The following is a 15,548-nucleotide window of genomic DNA, read 5'->3' as shown; positions in this document are numbered from 1 at the left end:
ATAGCATAACCGCACGCTGCGATCACCTCGCAAAGTGTGCTGCTTCGATTACGAATAATATGTATCATACGGATATTATTACCCACACACGTCTATACGGAATCTTCGATGTTAAAAATCTTTAATACACTGACGCGCCAAAAAGAGGAATTCAAACCTATTCATGCCGGGGAAGTCGGCATGTACGTGTGTGGTATTACCGTTTACGACCTCTGTCATATCGGTCACGGGCGTACGTTTGTCGCCTTCGATGTCGTTGCGCGCTATTTGCGTTTCCTCGGTTATACGCTGAAGTACGTGCGTAACATTACCGATATCGACGACAAGATCATTAAACGGGCGAACGAAAACGGTGAAAGCTTTGTCGCGCTGGTCGATCGTATGATTGCGGAGATGCACAAAGATTTTGATGCGCTGAATATTCTGCGCCCGGATCTGGAGCCGCGTGCAACGCACCATATCGCCGAAATTATTGAGATCACCGAACAGCTGATCGCCAAAGGTCACGCTTATGTGGCGGACAATGGCGACGTGATGTTCGACGTGCCGACCGACCCGAACTACGGTCAGCTGTCGCGCCAGGATCTGGAACAGCTACAGGCGGGCGCTCGCGTTGACGTCGTTGACGTAAAACACAACCCGATGGACTTCGTGCTGTGGAAGATGTCCAAAGAGGGCGAACCGAGCTGGCCGTCGCCGTGGGGCGCGGGTCGTCCGGGCTGGCACATTGAATGTTCCGCCATGAACTGCAAACAGCTGGGCAACCATTTTGATATTCATGGCGGCGGTTCCGACCTGATGTTCCCGCACCATGAGAACGAAATCGCCCAGTCTACCTGCGCGCACGACGGTGAGTATGTGAACTACTGGATGCACTCCGGCATGGTGATGGTGGATCGTGAGAAGATGTCGAAATCGCTGGGCAACTTCTTTACCGTGCGTGATGTGCTGAAATACTACGACGCGGAAACCGTTCGCTACTTCCTGATGTCCGGCCACTATCGTAGCCAGCTCAACTACAGCGAAGAGAACCTCAAGCAGGCGCGTTCCGCCCTGGAGCGTCTGTACACCGCGCTGCGCGGAACGGACAAAACCGTTGCGCCTGCGGGCGGCGAAGCGTTTGAAGCGCGTTTTGTGGAGGCGATGAACGACGATTTCAACACGCCGGAAGCCTACTCCGTGCTGTTTGATATGGCGCGTGAGGTGAACCGTATGAAGAGTGAGGATATGGCTGCCGCGAATGCGATGGCGTCACATCTGCGTAAAATTTCCGGCGTGCTGGGGCTGCTGGAGCAGGAGCCGGAAGCGTTCCTGCAAAGCGGAGCGCAGGCGGATGACGGCGAAGTGGCTGAAATCGAAGCGTTAATTCAACAGCGTCTGGATGCGCGTAAAGCCAAAGACTGGGCGGCGGCGGATGCGGCGCGTGACCGTCTGAATGAGATGGGCATCGTGCTGGAAGATGGTCCGCAAGGGACAACCTGGCGCCGTAAATAACGTCATTGCCGAATGGCGGCTAACGCCTTATCCGGCCTACACTGGCATAACCAGTAGGCCGGATAAGACGCGATAGCGTCGCCATCCGGCACTCTGAATCAGGCGACGACGTTAACGCTTTGCCCTGCGAAGCTGACGGTTTGCCCGGCAACAATTTTGCAGCGTTTGCGGGTTTCAACCGCGCCATCAACCTTCACTAAACCTTCTGCAATGGCAATTTTCGCCTGGGCACCGCTTTCGCTCCAGCCTTCCAGTTTGAGCAGGTCGCACAACTCAACGTGCGGGTGCTTGCCTAAAGAGAATGTTGCCATGTTATTTACCTTGTGGATCGTGATATTCAACGCACGCCTGTAGCGTGTTTTCGATAAGTGTTGCGACCGTCATCGGACCGACGCCGCCCGGCACCGGGGTGATATAGGATGCGCGCGCGGCAGCGTCTTCAAAGACCACATCGCCGACCACTTTACCATTTTCCAGTCGGTTGATTCCGACATCAATCACGATGGCGCCTTCTTTAATCCACTCGCCGGGAATAAATCCGGGTTTGCCGACGGCGACAATCAGCAGATCGGCGTGTTCAACATGGCGACGCAGATCTTTGGTGAAGCGGTGAGTCACGGTCGTTGTGCAGCCTGCCAGCAGCAGTTCCATGCTCATCGGGCGACCGACGATATTCGAGGCGCCGATGACGACGGCATTCAGTCCGAAGGTATCGATGTTGTAACGCTCCAGCAGCGTGACGATGCCGCGCGGCGTACAGGGGCGCAGACGCGGCGCGCGCTGGCACAGACGGCCTACGTTGTAGGGATGAAAACCATCTACGTCTTTGTCCGGCGCAATGCGTTCCAGCACTTTGACGTTATCGATGCCCGCCGGTAACGGCAACTGCACCAGAATACCGTCGATAGTGTTGTCGGCGTTAAGCGTATCAATCAGCTCCAGCAGTTCTGCTTCGCTGGTGGTTTCGGGCAGGTCATAGGAGCGGGAGACGAATCCCACCTCTTCACAGGCTTTGCGCTTACTCGCCACATAAATCTGCGAAGCCGGGTTGCTGCCTACCAATACAACGGCCAACCCTGGAGCGCGAAGTCCGGCCGCGACACGCGCCTGAACTTTTTGAGCAACCTCAGAGCGCACCTGCTGCGCAATCGTTTTACCGTCAATAATCTTTGCTGCCATCAGAGAGAGGATTCCGTCTGTTACATTAAGTCGAAGGGGATGTGGCTATTTTGTCAGAAGCGGGGCGCGCTGTCAGTTATCGTTTGCGTCTTTACGTGTGATCGGTGCAGTGACCACTGCGATACGGGCTGCGGCGAGGGGCAAAATCCTGTGGGTGATTAATGAGCAACCTAATCAAAATTAACCTAAAAGAAACAATTCATCACCCTGCTAAAATTAGGGGGAATGCCGCGAAAAACGTGGCGTTAAGTGTGATATTGAACACTTTTATATAAAAAAGGCTTAGACCTGTCCTATATCCCAATAAGAATTTACCTGGGCTAATTAAAGAGATTGAAGGTATTTTTCACTTATTGAAATGTTTAATTTATCCCTGTGACGAATTGTCATATTCGTAAAGATTAATTAGTGAATCTAATGCTCAGGAGAGTTGGGGTAAAAAGGTTAGCTAATTCTCTTTCGATATATATCTTTACAGGATGCAGAGATAATTAGCCTGACATTATTATGTCGATTTTGATTCAAACGGTTCCCGCAGGAAACTGGAGCCGAATGTGCGTAATTCAAGGGAAATCCATGAAACTTAAATTAATGACCTCTTCCGTTATTGCTGGCCTGATGTTTGCTGCTGGTGCGGCTCATGCCGATCCGGTAAGCGTTAGCGGCGGTACGGTTCACTTTGAAGGTGAGCTGGTCAATGCTGCGTGTGCCGTTAGCACGAAATCTGCCGATCAGACCGTGACCCTGGGCCAGTATCGTACCGCCAGCTTTACCGCTGTTGGCGATACCAGCGCACAGATTCCGTTCACCATTGTACTGAATGACTGCGATCCGAGCGTAGCAGCGACCGCTGCCGTTGCGTTCTCTGGTCAGGCTGACGGTACAAATGACAGCCTGCTGGCAGTCGTGTCTGGTGACAATGGCACCACGGCAGGCGGCGTAGGGATCGAAATTCTTGATAACACCTCTTCTCCGCTGAAGCCAGACGGCGCGACCTTCTCTACGGCTCAGGCGCTGGTAGAAGGTAGCAACACGCTGCGTTTCACCGCGCGTTATAAAGCGACTGCTGCGGACACCACGCCGGGTCAGGCTAACGCCGACGCAACCTTCATCATGAAGTACGAATAAACCCACCAGGGATTCAGGGATGTGGCAAGCCTCAATGGATGAGGCGCTATCCGGGGACGATAAGTGATACAGCAGATGATTAGCAAAGGCGTGGCGCTGGTGGGGCTGATTTGCGCGATGCCCGCATTCGCGCATACGGTGATACTGGAGAGCGGTAATCTTCACCTGCGGGGCCAACTGGTAAACGGCGCCTGCGCGGTGAATTCCGAAAGCCAGGATCTCCGTGTACAGATGGGGCAATACCGCACCAATGTCTTTTCTGGCACCGGGAGTTTCGCCCCGACCAGCATTCCTTTCGCGCTGCGATTAACCGATTGTAGTTCAGAGGTTTATAGCCATGTTGGGATCGCTTTTTCCGGTGTGACTCCCGCAGAAGATCCGCAGGTATTCCTGGCGCGCAGCGACACGGCGGCGACCTCCGGTATTGGTCTGGCATTATTTGATGAAGAACAACGGCAAATCATACCCAATTCCTTGCCGCTTCATTATGCCCCTATTTTAACGCAAGAAATGACATTTCATTTCACGGCTCGCTATCGGGCAATCTCGGAAAATATGACGCCGGGAAGTATTCATTCAGATGTGTGGTTTACGCTGGTTTACCCCTGATTTGTTTTCCGGGCGTTGATAAAACGCAAAAGGTATTTTTTGCCATGCTTAATTATATAAAATCAGGCCTTATTATTTTTATTGCCTTATTGACTTCAATGAGTGCGCAGGCGGCCGGGGGAATTGCATTAGGCGCCACCCGCGTTATTTATCCGGCGGACGCCAAACAGACCTCGCTGGCAATTAGCAACAGCGCATCGAAAGAGCGTTATCTGGTTAATTCATGGATTGAGAACAGCGCCGGCGTCAAAGAAAAATCGTTCGTTGTTACACCGCCGCTGTTTGTCAGCGAACCCAAAAGTGAAAACACGCTGCGTATTATTTATGCCGGACAACCCCTGCCTGCCGATCGGGAGTCTTTGTTCTGGATGAACGTGAAAGCGATACCGTCGGTGGATAAAAACAGCCTTGAAGGCAAAAACGTCCTGCAACTGGCGATCCTGTCGCGCATTAAGCTGTTTGTTCGCCCTGCCAATCTGCCGCAGGTGCAGGAAGACGCGCCAGGAATGCTGCAATTCTCCCGTTCCGGGAACCACCTGAAAATCACCAATCCGTCTGCTTACTATCTCACGCTGGTCAATCTCAAAGTGGGAAATCAGAAGGTTGATAACGTCATGGTCGCGCCGAAGAACAATACCCAGATTCTGCTTCCGGCAGGCGCGCAGGGAAGTGTGACGTTCCAGACGGTAAATGATTACGGTGCGCTGACACCGGCGAAAACGGTTAGCTTGCGCTGATCGGAATGTGTGAAGCCACACTGAGAAAACGATGAAGAAGATAACGTATCTTCCCGGTTCACTGCCGGGGTATACGCCACATCTGACGGGGGTGGCGTTGTCCATATTGGCGGCGCTCTATCCGGCGATAAGTCATGGCGAAAGTTACTTTAACCCGGCTTTTTTGTCGGCAGATGCTGCGTCCGTGGCAGATTTGTCACGTTTTGAGAAAGGCAATCACCAGCCCCCGGGCATCTATCGGGTGGATATCTGGCGCAACGATGAGTTCGTCGCGACCCAGGATATTCGCTTTGAAACCTCGTCGACGAAAACCGGTGAAAAATCAGGCGGATTAATGCCCTGTTTTGATCTGGCGTGGATCAAAAGGCTGGGGGTAAATACCACCGCCTTTCCTGTGCTTGGGCAAAGCCAGGAGGAGACCTGCATCAATTTGCCAGAGGCGATTCCCGGCGCTGAAATCGCTTTTGATTTTTCCTCAATGCGTTTAAATATCAGTCTTCCGCAGGCGTCAATGCTGAACAGCGCGCGCGGGTATATTCCGCCGGAAGAGTGGGATGAGGGGATTCCCGCCGCGCTTATCAACTACAGTTTTACCGGCAGTCGCGGGACGAACAGCGACAGCTATTTTTTAAGCCTGATGAGCGGCCTGAACTATGGCCCGTGGCGGTTGCGTAACAACGGCGCGTGGAGCTATTCCAAAGGCGACGGATACCACTCGCAAAGCTGGAAAAACATCGGCACCTGGGTACAACGCGCCATCATCCCGTTGAAAAGCGAACTGGTGATGGGGGACAGCAACACCGGCAACGACGTGTTTGACAGCGTGGGCTTTCGCGGGGCGCGGCTCTACTCGTCTGACAATATGTACCCTGATAGCCTGCAAGGCTATGCGCCGACCGTGCGTGGGATCGCCCGTACCGCCGCAAAACTGACTATCCGCCAGAACGGCTATGTGATCTATCAGAGCTATGTCTCACCGGGCGCTTTCGCGATCACCGACCTCAACCCAACGTCTTCAAGCGGCGACCTGGACGTGACGGTTGATGAGAAAGACGGCAGTCAGCAGCGCTATACGGTGCCGTACTCCACCGTTCCGCTGTTGCAGCGCGAAGGACGTATGAAGTTCGACCTGGTGGCAGGGGATTTCCGCAGCGGCAATAGCCAGCAATCCTCGCCATTCTTCTTCCAGGGAACGCTGATCGCCGGTCTGCCTGAAGGGTATACTGCTTATGGCGGCACGCAGTTGGCTTCGCGCTACAGCTCGGTGGTGCTGGGGGCCGGACGGAACCTGGGCGACTGGGGCGCGGTCTCGGTAGACGTCACCCACGCCCGCAGCCAACTGGCGGATGACAGCACCCACCAGGGGCAGTCGCTGCGTTTCCTGTACGCCAAGTCGTTGAACAACTACGGCACTAACTTCCAGTTACTGGGCTATCGCTATTCCACGCGCGGATTCTACACGCTTGACGATGTGGCGTACCGCAGTATGGAAGGGTACGAGTATGAATATGACAGCGAAGGTAAGCGTCATAAAGTGCCGGTAGTGCAGAGCTATCACAACCTGAACTACAGCAAAAAAGGCCGATTCCAGGTCAACATTTCACAGAATCTGGGGGATTACGGCTCGCTGTATATCTCCGGCAGTCAGCAAACATACTGGAACACGTCGGATGCCAATACCTGGTATCAACTGGGATATGCCAGCGGCTGGCAAGGGATCAGCTACTCCCTTTCCTGGTCGTGGAATGAATCCGTAGGGATTTCCGGCACCGATCGCATTCTGGCATTCAACATGTCGGTTCCGTTCAGCGTGCTCACCGGGCGGCGCTACTCGCGCGACAATGCCCTGGATCGCACCTACGCCACCTTTAACGCGAACCGGAACAGCAATGGACAGAACAGCTGGCAGACCGGCATCGGCGGGACATTGTTAGACGGGCGTAACCTGAGCTACAGCGTGAACCAGGGACACAGCAGCACCAATGGCTACAGCGGCAGCGCCAGCGCGAACTGGCAGGCGGCTTACGGGACGCTCGGCGTGGGGTACAACTACGATCGAGACCAGCATGACTACAACTGGCAGCTGTCTGGCGGCGTGGTCGGTCATGCGGACGGCATCACGCTCAGTCAGCCTTTAGGCGATACCAACGTCCTGATTAAAGCGCCAGGCGCCGAAGGGGTGCATATAGAAAACCAGACCGGGGTGCAAACCGACTGGCGCGGATATGCGGTCATGCCTTACGCCACCGTATATCGCTATAACCGTGTCGCGCTGGATACCAACTCAATGGATAACCACACCGATGTGGAAAATAACGTCAGCAGCGTGGTGCCGACGCAAGGGGCGCTGGTACGCGCTGCCTTTGACACGCGAATCGGCGTGCGCGCAATTGTCACCGCAAAACAGGGCGATCGCCCGGTGCCGTTTGGCTCAATTGTGCGCGAAACCGCCAGCGGCGTCACCAGTATGGCGGGCGATGACGGGCAAATTTATCTGAGCGGACTGCCGCTGAAAGGGGAACTGCTGATTCAGTGGGGAGAGGGAGCGAACGCCCGCTGCGTGGCGCATTATTCCCTGCCTGAAGAGAGCCTGAAGCAGGCGGTGACGCTGCTTAATGCAACCTGTAAACGTCCGTCGTCATGAAAGGTAAGAAAAGATGAAAATGAAATCAGGGTTGTTGCCGGGCGCCATCGCATTATTGCTGGCGAATCCGGCATGGGCGACGGTCTGCCATAACTCGAACGGTACGCCGACCGATGTGTTTTACGATCTGTCGAATGTTTTTACCAGCAGCAATAATCAGGTAGGACAGGTGGTGACGCTGCCGGAGAAATCGGGCTGGGTTGGCGTACAGGCGACGTGTCCTGCTGGTACGAATGTGGATTATACCTTTCGAAGCTATGTGACTGAACTTCCCGTGCAAAGTACGGAAGGGGGATTCCAGTATCTCAAGCTCAATGACTACCTGCTGGGGGCGATGAGCATCACCGACAGCTATGCCGGATTATTTTATCCGCCCCGTAATTATATTCGCATGGGGACGCACCCCAATGTACCGAAACAAAAGCCCTTCGGCGTGATGGACTCTAAGCTGATCTTTAAACTCAAAGTGATACGGCCTTTTATCAACATGGTGCCGATTCCCCGCCAGACCATGTTCTCGGTGTATGTCACCACCAGCACCGGCGATGCTCTGAGCATGCCGGTTTATACCATCAGCTACAGCGGTAAAGTCGAGGTTCCGCAAAGCTGTGAAGTGAATGCCGGGCAGGTTGTGGAATTTGATTTTGGCGATATCGGCGCCGCGCTGTTCAGCAAAGCCGGGGCGGGGAATCGCCCGGAAGGGGTGACGCCGCAGACAAAAACGGTCGCCATAAAATGTACGAACGTCGCGGCGCAGGCCTATTTGTCGATGCGTCTGGAGGCGGAGAAAATCTCCGGGCAGGCGATGGTCTCTGATAATCCCGACTTAGGCTTTATCGTTTCCGACAGCGGCGGCGTGCCGCTGACGCCTAACAATCTGGCCAGCAAAATTCCATTCCGTCTGGATGACAGCGCCGCCGCCAGCGTGGGGATCCGCGCATGGCCGGTAAGCATCACGGGGAGTAAACCGACGGAAGGGCCTTTTACCGCTCGTGGGTATCTGCGTGTGGATTACGACTAAGGGGAACGCACAGCCATGAGACTTTTGCTGGCTATTTTTTGCAGCGTGTTGCTGAGCCCGCTTTGCCGGGCTGACACCGCTCTGGGCGAGATTAATATTGAACTGCGCGGTAATGTTGTGGACTTCACCTGCACCGCAGTGACCGGTGACAGTAACAAAACGGTCGAGCTGGGCACCTGGCCCACGAAGCAGTTGAAAACCAGCGGCGATACCACCCAGCCCGTGCCTTTCAGCATCAAACTTGAGGGCTGCCCGCCGGGCGCGGCGTCGATGACCTTTTCAGGAACGCCAGCGGCGGGGACGTCGCTGCTGGCGCTGGATGATGCGGTCATGGCGCAAAAAGTGGCCATTGAGATCCGCGACAGCGATCGCAGCAGATTACCGCTTGAGCAAGCCAGCCAGTCGGTAAGCGTTGATGAAAACGGTAATGCTACGCTGACGTTTTATGCGAATTACATTGCGTTGGCCGATGGCGTTCAGCCGGGAGTCGCAAAGGCGGATGCGACTTTTATGATCAATTACAACTGAAGCCCGAGCCCAATAACGTACTCCCGAACGATCTCTCGTCGGGAGTCAGCCACGATCACAGCAAGTCGTGTACCTTCGCGTAATCAATAAGCTCAACAATGGTATGCAGGCCGAGTTTCGAAAAGATGTTCGCTTTATGCGCACTGATGGTTTTGTTACTCAGCAAGAGCTGCTCTGCGATTTCTTTATTCGATAAACCGTTGGCGAGATAGCGCAGTACCGTAACCTCCCTGTTTGAGAGCGGCATATCATTGTGCTCACCTTTTCGTGAACTGGTATTACTGATAAAATTTAGCGTCTCTGAAGGAAAAAAAGAATATCCTGATAAGATCATTTTCACTGCGTTATAAATATCATTGAGATCCTTTCTTTTACTGACAAATCCGTTTGCGCCTGCCCGGATAGCTCTCCCGGCATAAAAAGATTCAGATTTAGACGACAAGAAAAGAATTTTGGTATTTTCTTGTATTGATTTGATTCGTTTAAGCAGTGTAAATCCATCTGTACCCGGCAGCTCTATATCCAGGATGACCAGATCCACAGGATATGTGCGCAGATAATCTACCGCGGTACGATTGTCATCGGTTTTCAGGACAACCTGGATATTACTATTCTTTTCGAGAAGCACTTCTATCGACATTCTGACAATAGGGTGTTCGTCCATAATGATAACGGATGCAGGTTTCATTGTTGTATGCCTCAGACTGTTTGCGCGTCTTCCGTTTGCGGATAAGCGTCAGACACTATTAATTATCAAATAGCCAGAATATACCTCACGAACCTGGGAAGTGGTGAAGGTAATACCATCCTTGTTAACTGACTATTTTGCGTAAGAGCAATAAGCGTGGGGAATATCCATTTCGCACCAACAAAAAAGAAAATTCTGATTAACTAAGAATAGGGAGATTATACCTGGTCTATTTTTTCGGAAAAGGCTTACGGTACACAAATCGGTGCTGGCTGTTAGGATGTTCTGCATGTTTTAGACTGTTTAATAGCGTTTGGTTTTATTCTCTGTTGAATCAATGTTACGTGGCTAAAAGTATTTTTTTTAAATATAAAAACAACACAAAAAACCAATTGTTTAGTTTCTGTTATGTGATTTTTGGGCAAATTTTCAACGATGAGGCCGTGAGAGCCCGTCAATTGAAGGATTATAGAGAAAGAGGGATTTTCCTATGATACCAGGAATAGTTGTAAATATTAATTTTATGTAAAAAATTTACATTTAGTCAGGCGTTAAAATAAGTAATTTCTTAAAAAATCTTATAGCTTAAGAGGTTAGCGTGTTAAATTAAGTGAAGAGAAGTGACGCTAAGGCGATGTATCAGATACAGCAAACTGTGTCGATGCGGCAGATCCAACTGAGTAATAAGTTGATTGAGTCGGTAGATCACCCGGTGATAAGGCGTATTGAGTAAAAGCGCGATTTCCTTTAAAGACATACCCTGAGATAACGCGGAAATGATCTTCCAGTCAGTATGGCTAAAGGTGCCATCAGTATTTTTAACGGTGGGGGGAGATAATAAGGCGTTACGTAATGATGAGAGATTCTGGCGACGTTGCAGAATATAAAACTTACCGGCTTTTTGCATAAAACGCGTCAGACTAACATCCTTATCCGGCACCAGTAAGTAAACCTGGATATCGCTTCGCTCTCGGATAAGAAGGCGTAATCGCTCAAGCGTTTCGTAGCAGGAGACCGCCAGTCCAGCCATATCAACAATCAATTGTCTGATGCCCGTCTCTTCCAGCCTGCGTGAGGGTGATTCCAGAGAGCTGAACACCGCCGTGCGTTTTCCAGAAAATAAATAGCGATTCAGTGTATATCCGAGATAGTTATCCGTCGTGATAATAACCTGAGAGATTGTATTGTCCGGTAGGGCATAATTGAGACGTTGGGTCAGATATTCCAGACGATCAAATACCTGTGGTTCAAGGTGATGGTAGTGATGAGTGCAATCGGTATTTCTTAAACGGCGATGTCTTTCTTTGCGAAGTGCGCTGCGCATCCTTTCCCTTTCCGTTTTTCTACTCTTTGTTTTGCAAAAGCGCGGGCCATAAGTATCCCTGGCCTAATTGGGCGCCAGAATGAAAAGCAATTTCTTTTTGCGCATGATTTTCAATACCTTCAATGAGTATGACATCTGCAATGTTATACCCCATAAAAATCACCTGGCGCAGTTTCTGAGGATGCAGAATTAGATCCCAGAACGCATTTTTATCCAGTTTCAGACCACTAAAACGCCAGCGGGCGGCAGCCACTTCTTTGATCAAATTTTCATCGACATCATCCAGCCAGACGGGAATTCCGATAGACTCAACCTGTTTTATTTTTTCATAGAGTTGGGAACGCTGGCGGCTATTAAGTGAAAAAAGCGTTTCTGGGTCCTGGATTTCAAGGATCAGATTGGGCGGGCAGGGGGTTACTCCTGAATTAAAAAAATCCAGGTGTAAAAATACCTTCAGCGGTAAATTAAGAAAATAATGTACGCCTTTGGGATAATGCGTAATAGTGGCGACTTGCTGATAAAAATTCGCCACTATTTTTTCTGGCGAGAGGTGGTGAAAAAAATGCTCAGTATTGACATGAAAAGGAACCTGAGTCAGAACTTCATAGCCAAAGGTGCGGGCAGAAGATAAATGGACTATCGGTTCAAGCTTTAAAGGATATTCCCAACAAAAAGGACCTTCCTTTTGAGTGCGCAATGTTGCAGAGTCAAGAATATTTCCCTGTAATACCGGGCGAGTTGCCACAAAAACACTCCTGTAGGCATAAAAAATGCCGCCGAATATTTTCGGTTCCTGACGGTTGTGCAATCAGGAAATATGATAAGTGTCATTGTGGCAGTATGCGAAAAATCGCTGTAGATGACGTTACTTAATCATCTGTGAGATATTTCTCAACATGATGGATGGAAAATTGAGAATATGTCTATTCTTGCAGAAAACCCAGGTTAACTCTGATGTAATTTAAGAACTGCTGTTCATTTTTTACGTGCAGTTTCTTCATGATGCTGCGGCGAATTGATTTGGTTTGTTCTTCGCTCAGCGAAAGGAGTACGGCAATTTCGCTTAACCGGTGCCCGCGGGCGACCATCTTTAAAAACTGGCGTTCCAGAATGGAGAAATGGCGAGTCGTACAGTAATGGCAAACAGAAGGGGGAACGCTGCGGCGAAGTGCCCGTTTATGCAGGATAAGCACCATCTTTTTGGTTATCTCATCAACATCGTCCTCCCGGTAAATATGCGGCAGCATATAGAGACACGGTCTGAACATAAGTTTGTCTTTATCGTATTCATTACAAATAATGACTCTCTGCTGGTGCCGGGTATGTACCGGTATCTGATAACATCCGGCACTAAACCAGTCTTCATCCAGCGATAAAAATGCGATATCCGCTTTGTCTATATCATCAGCAGGTAGAAATTGAATTTTCTGATGCCACTGATGAGTCAGACGAGTCATGATGATTTTAAGACCGTGTTCGAAATGGCTATTTTGTTCTTTTATGGCGACACTCAGCATAAAAAATATCCTGAACAGCTGGGAAGTGGGGAGGAAATAGTAAGTAAACGCATTAATTTTCTAAATACATTTATCCTTAAAATGCCACTTTATGCAGGCCGAGTTCTTACCAGGTGATTTCCTGGATAGTTGCGTAGCGCCAGAAAAAAAGATATTCGTACACTTCCTCAGCAACCAGAACAAAAGCCATTGACTCAGCAGGCGCTCACCGTATAATTCACGCGTTTCATCCGCATGAAGCCATCGCTTCACACAGTGCGCCCTTAGCTCAGTTGGATAGAGCAACGGCCTTCTAAGCCGTGGGTCACAGGTTCGAATCCTGTAGGGCGCGCCAGTCTTTATTCTCGCCTTTCTGTCAGACTCCATTTCGCAGCGCCGTTATCACTGCATTTCAATCGCCATGTTTCGGCAATGTCAGAATAAAGCGCGTTGCGCGCAGATCGGACGTTACGGACACGGTTCCCTGATGGGCGATGACGATTGATTTCACAATCGCCAGCCCAATTCCGCTGCCTTCGCCCTTACGCTGTCGGGAAGGGTCAACCCGGTAGAAGCGGTCAAACAGGCGCGGTAAATGTTCTGGCGCAATGGGGGCGCCGGGGTTTTCAACGGTAATCTGTGCCTGTCTGTCCATTTCTTTGAGCCGCACGGTGACGGCTTCGCCTTTCGGGGTGTAGCGCATGGCGTTAGACAGCAAGTTGCTGAGCGCTCTGCGTAACATGATGGGATCGCCGGATACCCAACATGCGCGTCCTTCAAAATGCAAACGCACTTCGCGTTCTTCCGCCCAGGCTTCAAAAAAGTCGAACACTTTGTGGACTTCATCCGCCAGGTCGAGCGCCTTTTTCTCCGGGATGAGCTGGTTATTGTCGGCCTGAGCCAGAAACAGCATGTCGCTTACCATCTTCGACATACGGCCAAACTCTTCGAGGTTGGAGTAGAGTACGTCTTCCAGCTCTTTCTGGCTGCGGGTCTGGCTTAGCGCAATCTCTGTTTGCGTCACCAGATTCGTAATCGGGGTGCGAATTTCATGGGCGATATCCGCAGAGAAATTCGACTGGCGGGTAAAAACATCCTCAATGCGTTCAAGCATATGGTTAAACGAGAGCACCAGCCGCTCCAGTTCAATCGGAACGGCCTGCGGGTCAAGACGCACATCGAGGTCTTTCGACGTAATATTTTGAATCCGGCGGCTGACGCTGCGAATCGGTTCATGGCCTTTGTAGACGGCGAACAGCACAATAAAAATGATCATCATGCTAATCAACGAGGCCGTCATAATCAGCTTATTTTTCAGATCGTTAATATAGTGCAGATGGAAGTCGATCGACAACGCCATATAGAGCGTGTAGGCCGGTTGCCCGTCCGCGAGTTGCCCGACCGGCAGGCGAATCATGCGCCATGCGGAATGAGTACCGTGCCCGTTAGCGTGCCTCTTGCTTTGTAAGTCCGGGCTGGACAACAAAAAGACATCGCCGTTACGCGCGCTGCTATCCGGCGTGGCTTTGGCGATGAACTGGCGAAGGTCAGGCGAACCGGGAGAGTGAAAAATCGCCCGCTGGTTGGCATCTTCCAGCGAAATGATGACGTTCGAGTAACCGGCGGCAACGTTTTTTAGGATTTCCAGCCGACGCGCTTCCGGTTCGTCGGGATGCGTGAGGATTCGCTCCAGCGTCGCGCTGATCTCTTTCAGGTCATTGATATCCTGCTCGGCAAAATGCACTTTTACGGAGTGAATCATGATCCAGGCAAACGCGAAAAAAGAGGCAATGGTGGCGAGGCTGATGAAAAATGTCAGGCGCGTCGCCAGCGAGAAAGGGCGCTGAAAGCGTTTAGTCACCATCCGGTACCTCAAGCACATAGCCCACGCCGCGCACGGTCTGGATGAGTTTCGGTTCGAACTCGTTATCGATTTTCGCGCGCAGACGTTTAACGGCAACGTCAATCGCGTTGGTATCGCTGTCAAAGTTCATATCCCAGACCTGGGAAGCGATCAGCGAGCGGGGCAAGACTTCACCCTGGTGGCGAACGAAAAACTCCAGTAGCGTAAACTCTTTACTGGTGAGCGTGATGCGCATGCCGTTGCGGGTCACTTTTCTGCTGACCAGATCGAGCGTCAAATCCGCGACCTGAAACTGACTTTCGACCATCACCGCCGCGCCGCGACGAAGCAGCGTTCTGACGCGAGCCAGTAATTCAGCGAAAGCGAACGGTTTAACCAGATAGTCGTCAGCCCCCAGCTCCAGACCTTTTACCCGGTGTTCAATGGTGCCCAGCGCGGTAAGAAGAAGGATTGGCATGCCTTTGTTGGCGGTGCGCAGCATACGGACAATATCCCAGCCATTCACATCCGGCAGCATGATGTCGAGGATCAGCAGATCGTAATCTCCCGTCATCGCCAGGTGATACCCGTTAAGCCCGTTATCCGCCAGGTCCACCACGAAGCCCGCTTCCGTCAGACCTTTGGTCAGGTATTCACCGGTTTTTTTCTCGTCTTCGACTATCAGAATCTTCATCACGTCTTCCTTCACGCAAAGGTTGGGCGGGTTTTCAATTCTAGAGGAGCAGGATCGGATAGCAATCGGTTATTGGGAAAATGACAACTTTGTCATTTTCCTGTCACGGGCCGAACAGAGTCACTTCGTTAAGGTACAGGGCATAAATTCACATTCACTATAT

At 51.3% G+C, this 15,548-nt stretch carries 15 protein-coding genes and 1 tRNA gene; 8 read left to right on the top strand and 8 right to left on the bottom strand.

The genetic code is table 11. From position 1 onward, the window contains the following. The first annotated feature begins 108 nt into the window (after positions 1-108). Positions 109-1,494: a cysteine--tRNA ligase gene (gene cysS / locus OGV67_RS21960; RefSeq protein ID WP_115181883.1), complete on the top strand. Its 1,386-nt coding sequence runs from the start codon at positions 109-111 to the stop codon at positions 1,492-1,494. Positions 1,495-1,592: 98 nt separating this feature from the next. On the opposite strand, the gene ybcJ is transcribed toward cysS, so the two are convergent. Together ybcJ and folD are read right to left on the bottom strand one after the other, a co-directional pair. Beyond that, the gene (gene ybcJ, locus OGV67_RS21955) at positions 1,593-1,805 is read right to left on the bottom strand and encodes a ribosome-associated protein YbcJ (RefSeq protein ID WP_047458327.1); all 213 of its coding nucleotides are present in this window, start codon (positions 1,803-1,805) and stop codon (positions 1,593-1,595) included. A gap of 1 nt (position 1,806) precedes the next feature. Continuing rightward, entirely contained in the window at positions 1,807-2,673 is an 867-nt protein-coding gene (folD, locus tag OGV67_RS21950) for a bifunctional methylenetetrahydrofolate dehydrogenase/methenyltetrahydrofolate cyclohydrolase FolD (RefSeq protein WP_012133456.1), read from the bottom strand. Between the two features lie 576 nt (positions 2,674-3,249). On the opposite strand from folD, the gene fimA reads away from it, so the two are divergent. The 6 genes from fimA to sfmF all read left to right on the top strand — a co-directional run bounded on the left by fimA (position 3,250) and on the right by sfmF (position 9,340). After that, complete coding sequence (fimA, locus tag OGV67_RS21945) at positions 3,250-3,801, top strand: type 1 fimbrial major subunit FimA (RefSeq protein WP_024130577.1); 552 nt, start codon at positions 3,250-3,252, stop codon at positions 3,799-3,801. 75 nt (positions 3,802-3,876) lie between these two features. Then, a complete protein-coding gene (gene fimI, locus OGV67_RS21940) occupies positions 3,877-4,410 on the top strand; it encodes a type 1 fimbrial protein subunit FimI (protein ID WP_012133454.1) in 534 nt (177 codons plus the stop codon). Positions 4,411-4,454: 44 nt separating this feature from the next. Further along, positions 4,455-5,147 carry a type 1 fimbria chaperone FimC gene (gene fimC, locus OGV67_RS21935; protein ID WP_101743900.1) on the top strand — a complete coding sequence of 231 codons (693 nt, stop codon included), beginning with the start codon at positions 4,455-4,457 and terminating at the stop codon, positions 5,145-5,147. Positions 5,148-5,178: 31 nt separating this feature from the next. After that, on the top strand, positions 5,179-7,791 hold the full coding sequence (locus OGV67_RS21930; RefSeq protein WP_058668727.1) for a fimbrial biogenesis usher protein: 2,613 nt from the start codon (positions 5,179-5,181) through the stop codon (positions 7,789-7,791). Between the two features lie 13 nt (positions 7,792-7,804). Then, complete coding sequence (gene fimH, locus OGV67_RS21925) at positions 7,805-8,812, top strand: type 1 fimbria D-mannose specific adhesin FimH (RefSeq protein ID WP_115614993.1); 1,008 nt, start codon at positions 7,805-7,807, stop codon at positions 8,810-8,812. A gap of 15 nt (positions 8,813-8,827) precedes the next feature. After that, positions 8,828-9,340, top strand: a complete 513-nt coding sequence (sfmF, locus tag OGV67_RS21920) for a fimbria assembly protein (RefSeq protein ID WP_012133450.1) — start codon at positions 8,828-8,830, stop codon at positions 9,338-9,340. 55 nt (positions 9,341-9,395) lie between these two features. On the opposite strand, the gene fimZ is transcribed toward sfmF, so the two are convergent. The 4 genes from fimZ to fimW all read right to left on the bottom strand — a co-directional run bounded on the left by fimZ (position 9,396) and on the right by fimW (position 12,869). Next, entirely contained in the window at positions 9,396-10,028 is a 633-nt protein-coding gene (gene fimZ, locus OGV67_RS21915; protein ID WP_012133449.1) for a fimbria biosynthesis transcriptional regulator FimZ, read from the bottom strand. A gap of 601 nt (positions 10,029-10,629) precedes the next feature. Next, positions 10,630-11,352, bottom strand: coding sequence for a fimbria biosynthesis regulator FimY (fimY, locus tag OGV67_RS21910; protein ID WP_115614992.1), 723 nt, complete (start codon positions 11,350-11,352; stop codon positions 10,630-10,632). A 19-nt stretch (positions 11,353-11,371) separates the two neighbouring features. Then, complete coding sequence (locus tag OGV67_RS21905) at positions 11,372-12,097, bottom strand: EAL domain-containing protein (RefSeq protein WP_258865976.1); 726 nt, start codon at positions 12,095-12,097, stop codon at positions 11,372-11,374. A gap of 178 nt (positions 12,098-12,275) precedes the next feature. Beyond that, positions 12,276-12,869: a fimbria biosynthesis transcriptional regulator FimW gene (fimW, locus tag OGV67_RS21900; protein WP_047458307.1), complete on the bottom strand. Its 594-nt coding sequence runs from the start codon at positions 12,867-12,869 to the stop codon at positions 12,276-12,278. A 257-nt stretch (positions 12,870-13,126) separates the two neighbouring features. Between fimW and OGV67_RS21895 the strand changes: the two genes are divergently transcribed. Continuing rightward, a tRNA-Arg gene (locus tag OGV67_RS21895) sits at positions 13,127-13,203 on the top strand. Between the two features lie 57 nt (positions 13,204-13,260). On the opposite strand, the gene OGV67_RS21890 is transcribed toward OGV67_RS21895, so the two are convergent. Together OGV67_RS21890 and cusR are read right to left on the bottom strand one after the other, a co-directional pair. After that, a complete protein-coding gene (locus OGV67_RS21890) occupies positions 13,261-14,712 on the bottom strand; it encodes a Cu(+)/Ag(+) sensor histidine kinase (RefSeq protein WP_012133444.1) in 1,452 nt (483 codons plus the stop codon). Then, entirely contained in the window at positions 14,702-15,385 is a 684-nt protein-coding gene (gene cusR, locus OGV67_RS21885) for a copper response regulator transcription factor CusR (RefSeq protein ID WP_024130574.1), read from the bottom strand. Before cusR ends, OGV67_RS21890 begins: the two co-directional genes overlap by 11 nt. Between the last annotated feature and the right edge of the window lie 163 nt (positions 15,386-15,548).

The organism is Citrobacter sp. CK188, from assembly GCF_030333525.1.
Taxonomy (GTDB): Bacteria; Pseudomonadota; Gammaproteobacteria; order Enterobacterales; family Enterobacteriaceae; genus Citrobacter_B; species Citrobacter_B koseri.
Note: the sequence above shows the minus strand (reverse complement) of the source record. Positions and strands in the feature narration are given on the sequence as shown.

Coding starts and splice junctions, on each gene's coding strand:
- cysS (WP_115181883.1), top strand. CDS start 109: ATGTTAAAAATCTTTAATACACTGACGCGCCAAAAAGAGGAATTCAAA.
- ybcJ (WP_047458327.1), bottom strand. CDS start 1,805: ATGGCAACATTCTCTTTAGGCAAGCACCCGCACGTTGAGTTGTGCGAC.
- folD (WP_012133456.1), bottom strand. CDS start 2,673: ATGGCAGCAAAGATTATTGACGGTAAAACGATTGCGCAGCAGGTGCGC.
- fimA (WP_024130577.1), top strand. CDS start 3,250: ATGAAACTTAAATTAATGACCTCTTCCGTTATTGCTGGCCTGATGTTT.
- fimI (WP_012133454.1), top strand. CDS start 3,877: ATGATTAGCAAAGGCGTGGCGCTGGTGGGGCTGATTTGCGCGATGCCC.
- fimC (WP_101743900.1), top strand. CDS start 4,455: ATGCTTAATTATATAAAATCAGGCCTTATTATTTTTATTGCCTTATTG.
- OGV67_RS21930 (WP_058668727.1), top strand. CDS start 5,179: ATGAAGAAGATAACGTATCTTCCCGGTTCACTGCCGGGGTATACGCCA.
- fimH (WP_115614993.1), top strand. CDS start 7,805: ATGAAAATGAAATCAGGGTTGTTGCCGGGCGCCATCGCATTATTGCTG.
- sfmF (WP_012133450.1), top strand. CDS start 8,828: ATGAGACTTTTGCTGGCTATTTTTTGCAGCGTGTTGCTGAGCCCGCTT.
- fimZ (WP_012133449.1), bottom strand. CDS start 10,028: ATGAAACCTGCATCCGTTATCATTATGGACGAACACCCTATTGTCAGA.
- fimY (WP_115614992.1), bottom strand. CDS start 11,352: ATGCGCAGCGCACTTCGCAAAGAAAGACATCGCCGTTTAAGAAATACC.
- fimW (WP_047458307.1), bottom strand. CDS start 12,869: ATGCTGAGTGTCGCCATAAAAGAACAAAATAGCCATTTCGAACACGGT.
- OGV67_RS21890 (WP_012133444.1), bottom strand. CDS start 14,712: ATGGTGACTAAACGCTTTCAGCGCCCTTTCTCGCTGGCGACGCGCCTG.
- cusR (WP_024130574.1), bottom strand. CDS start 15,385: ATGAAGATTCTGATAGTCGAAGACGAGAAAAAAACCGGTGAATACCTG.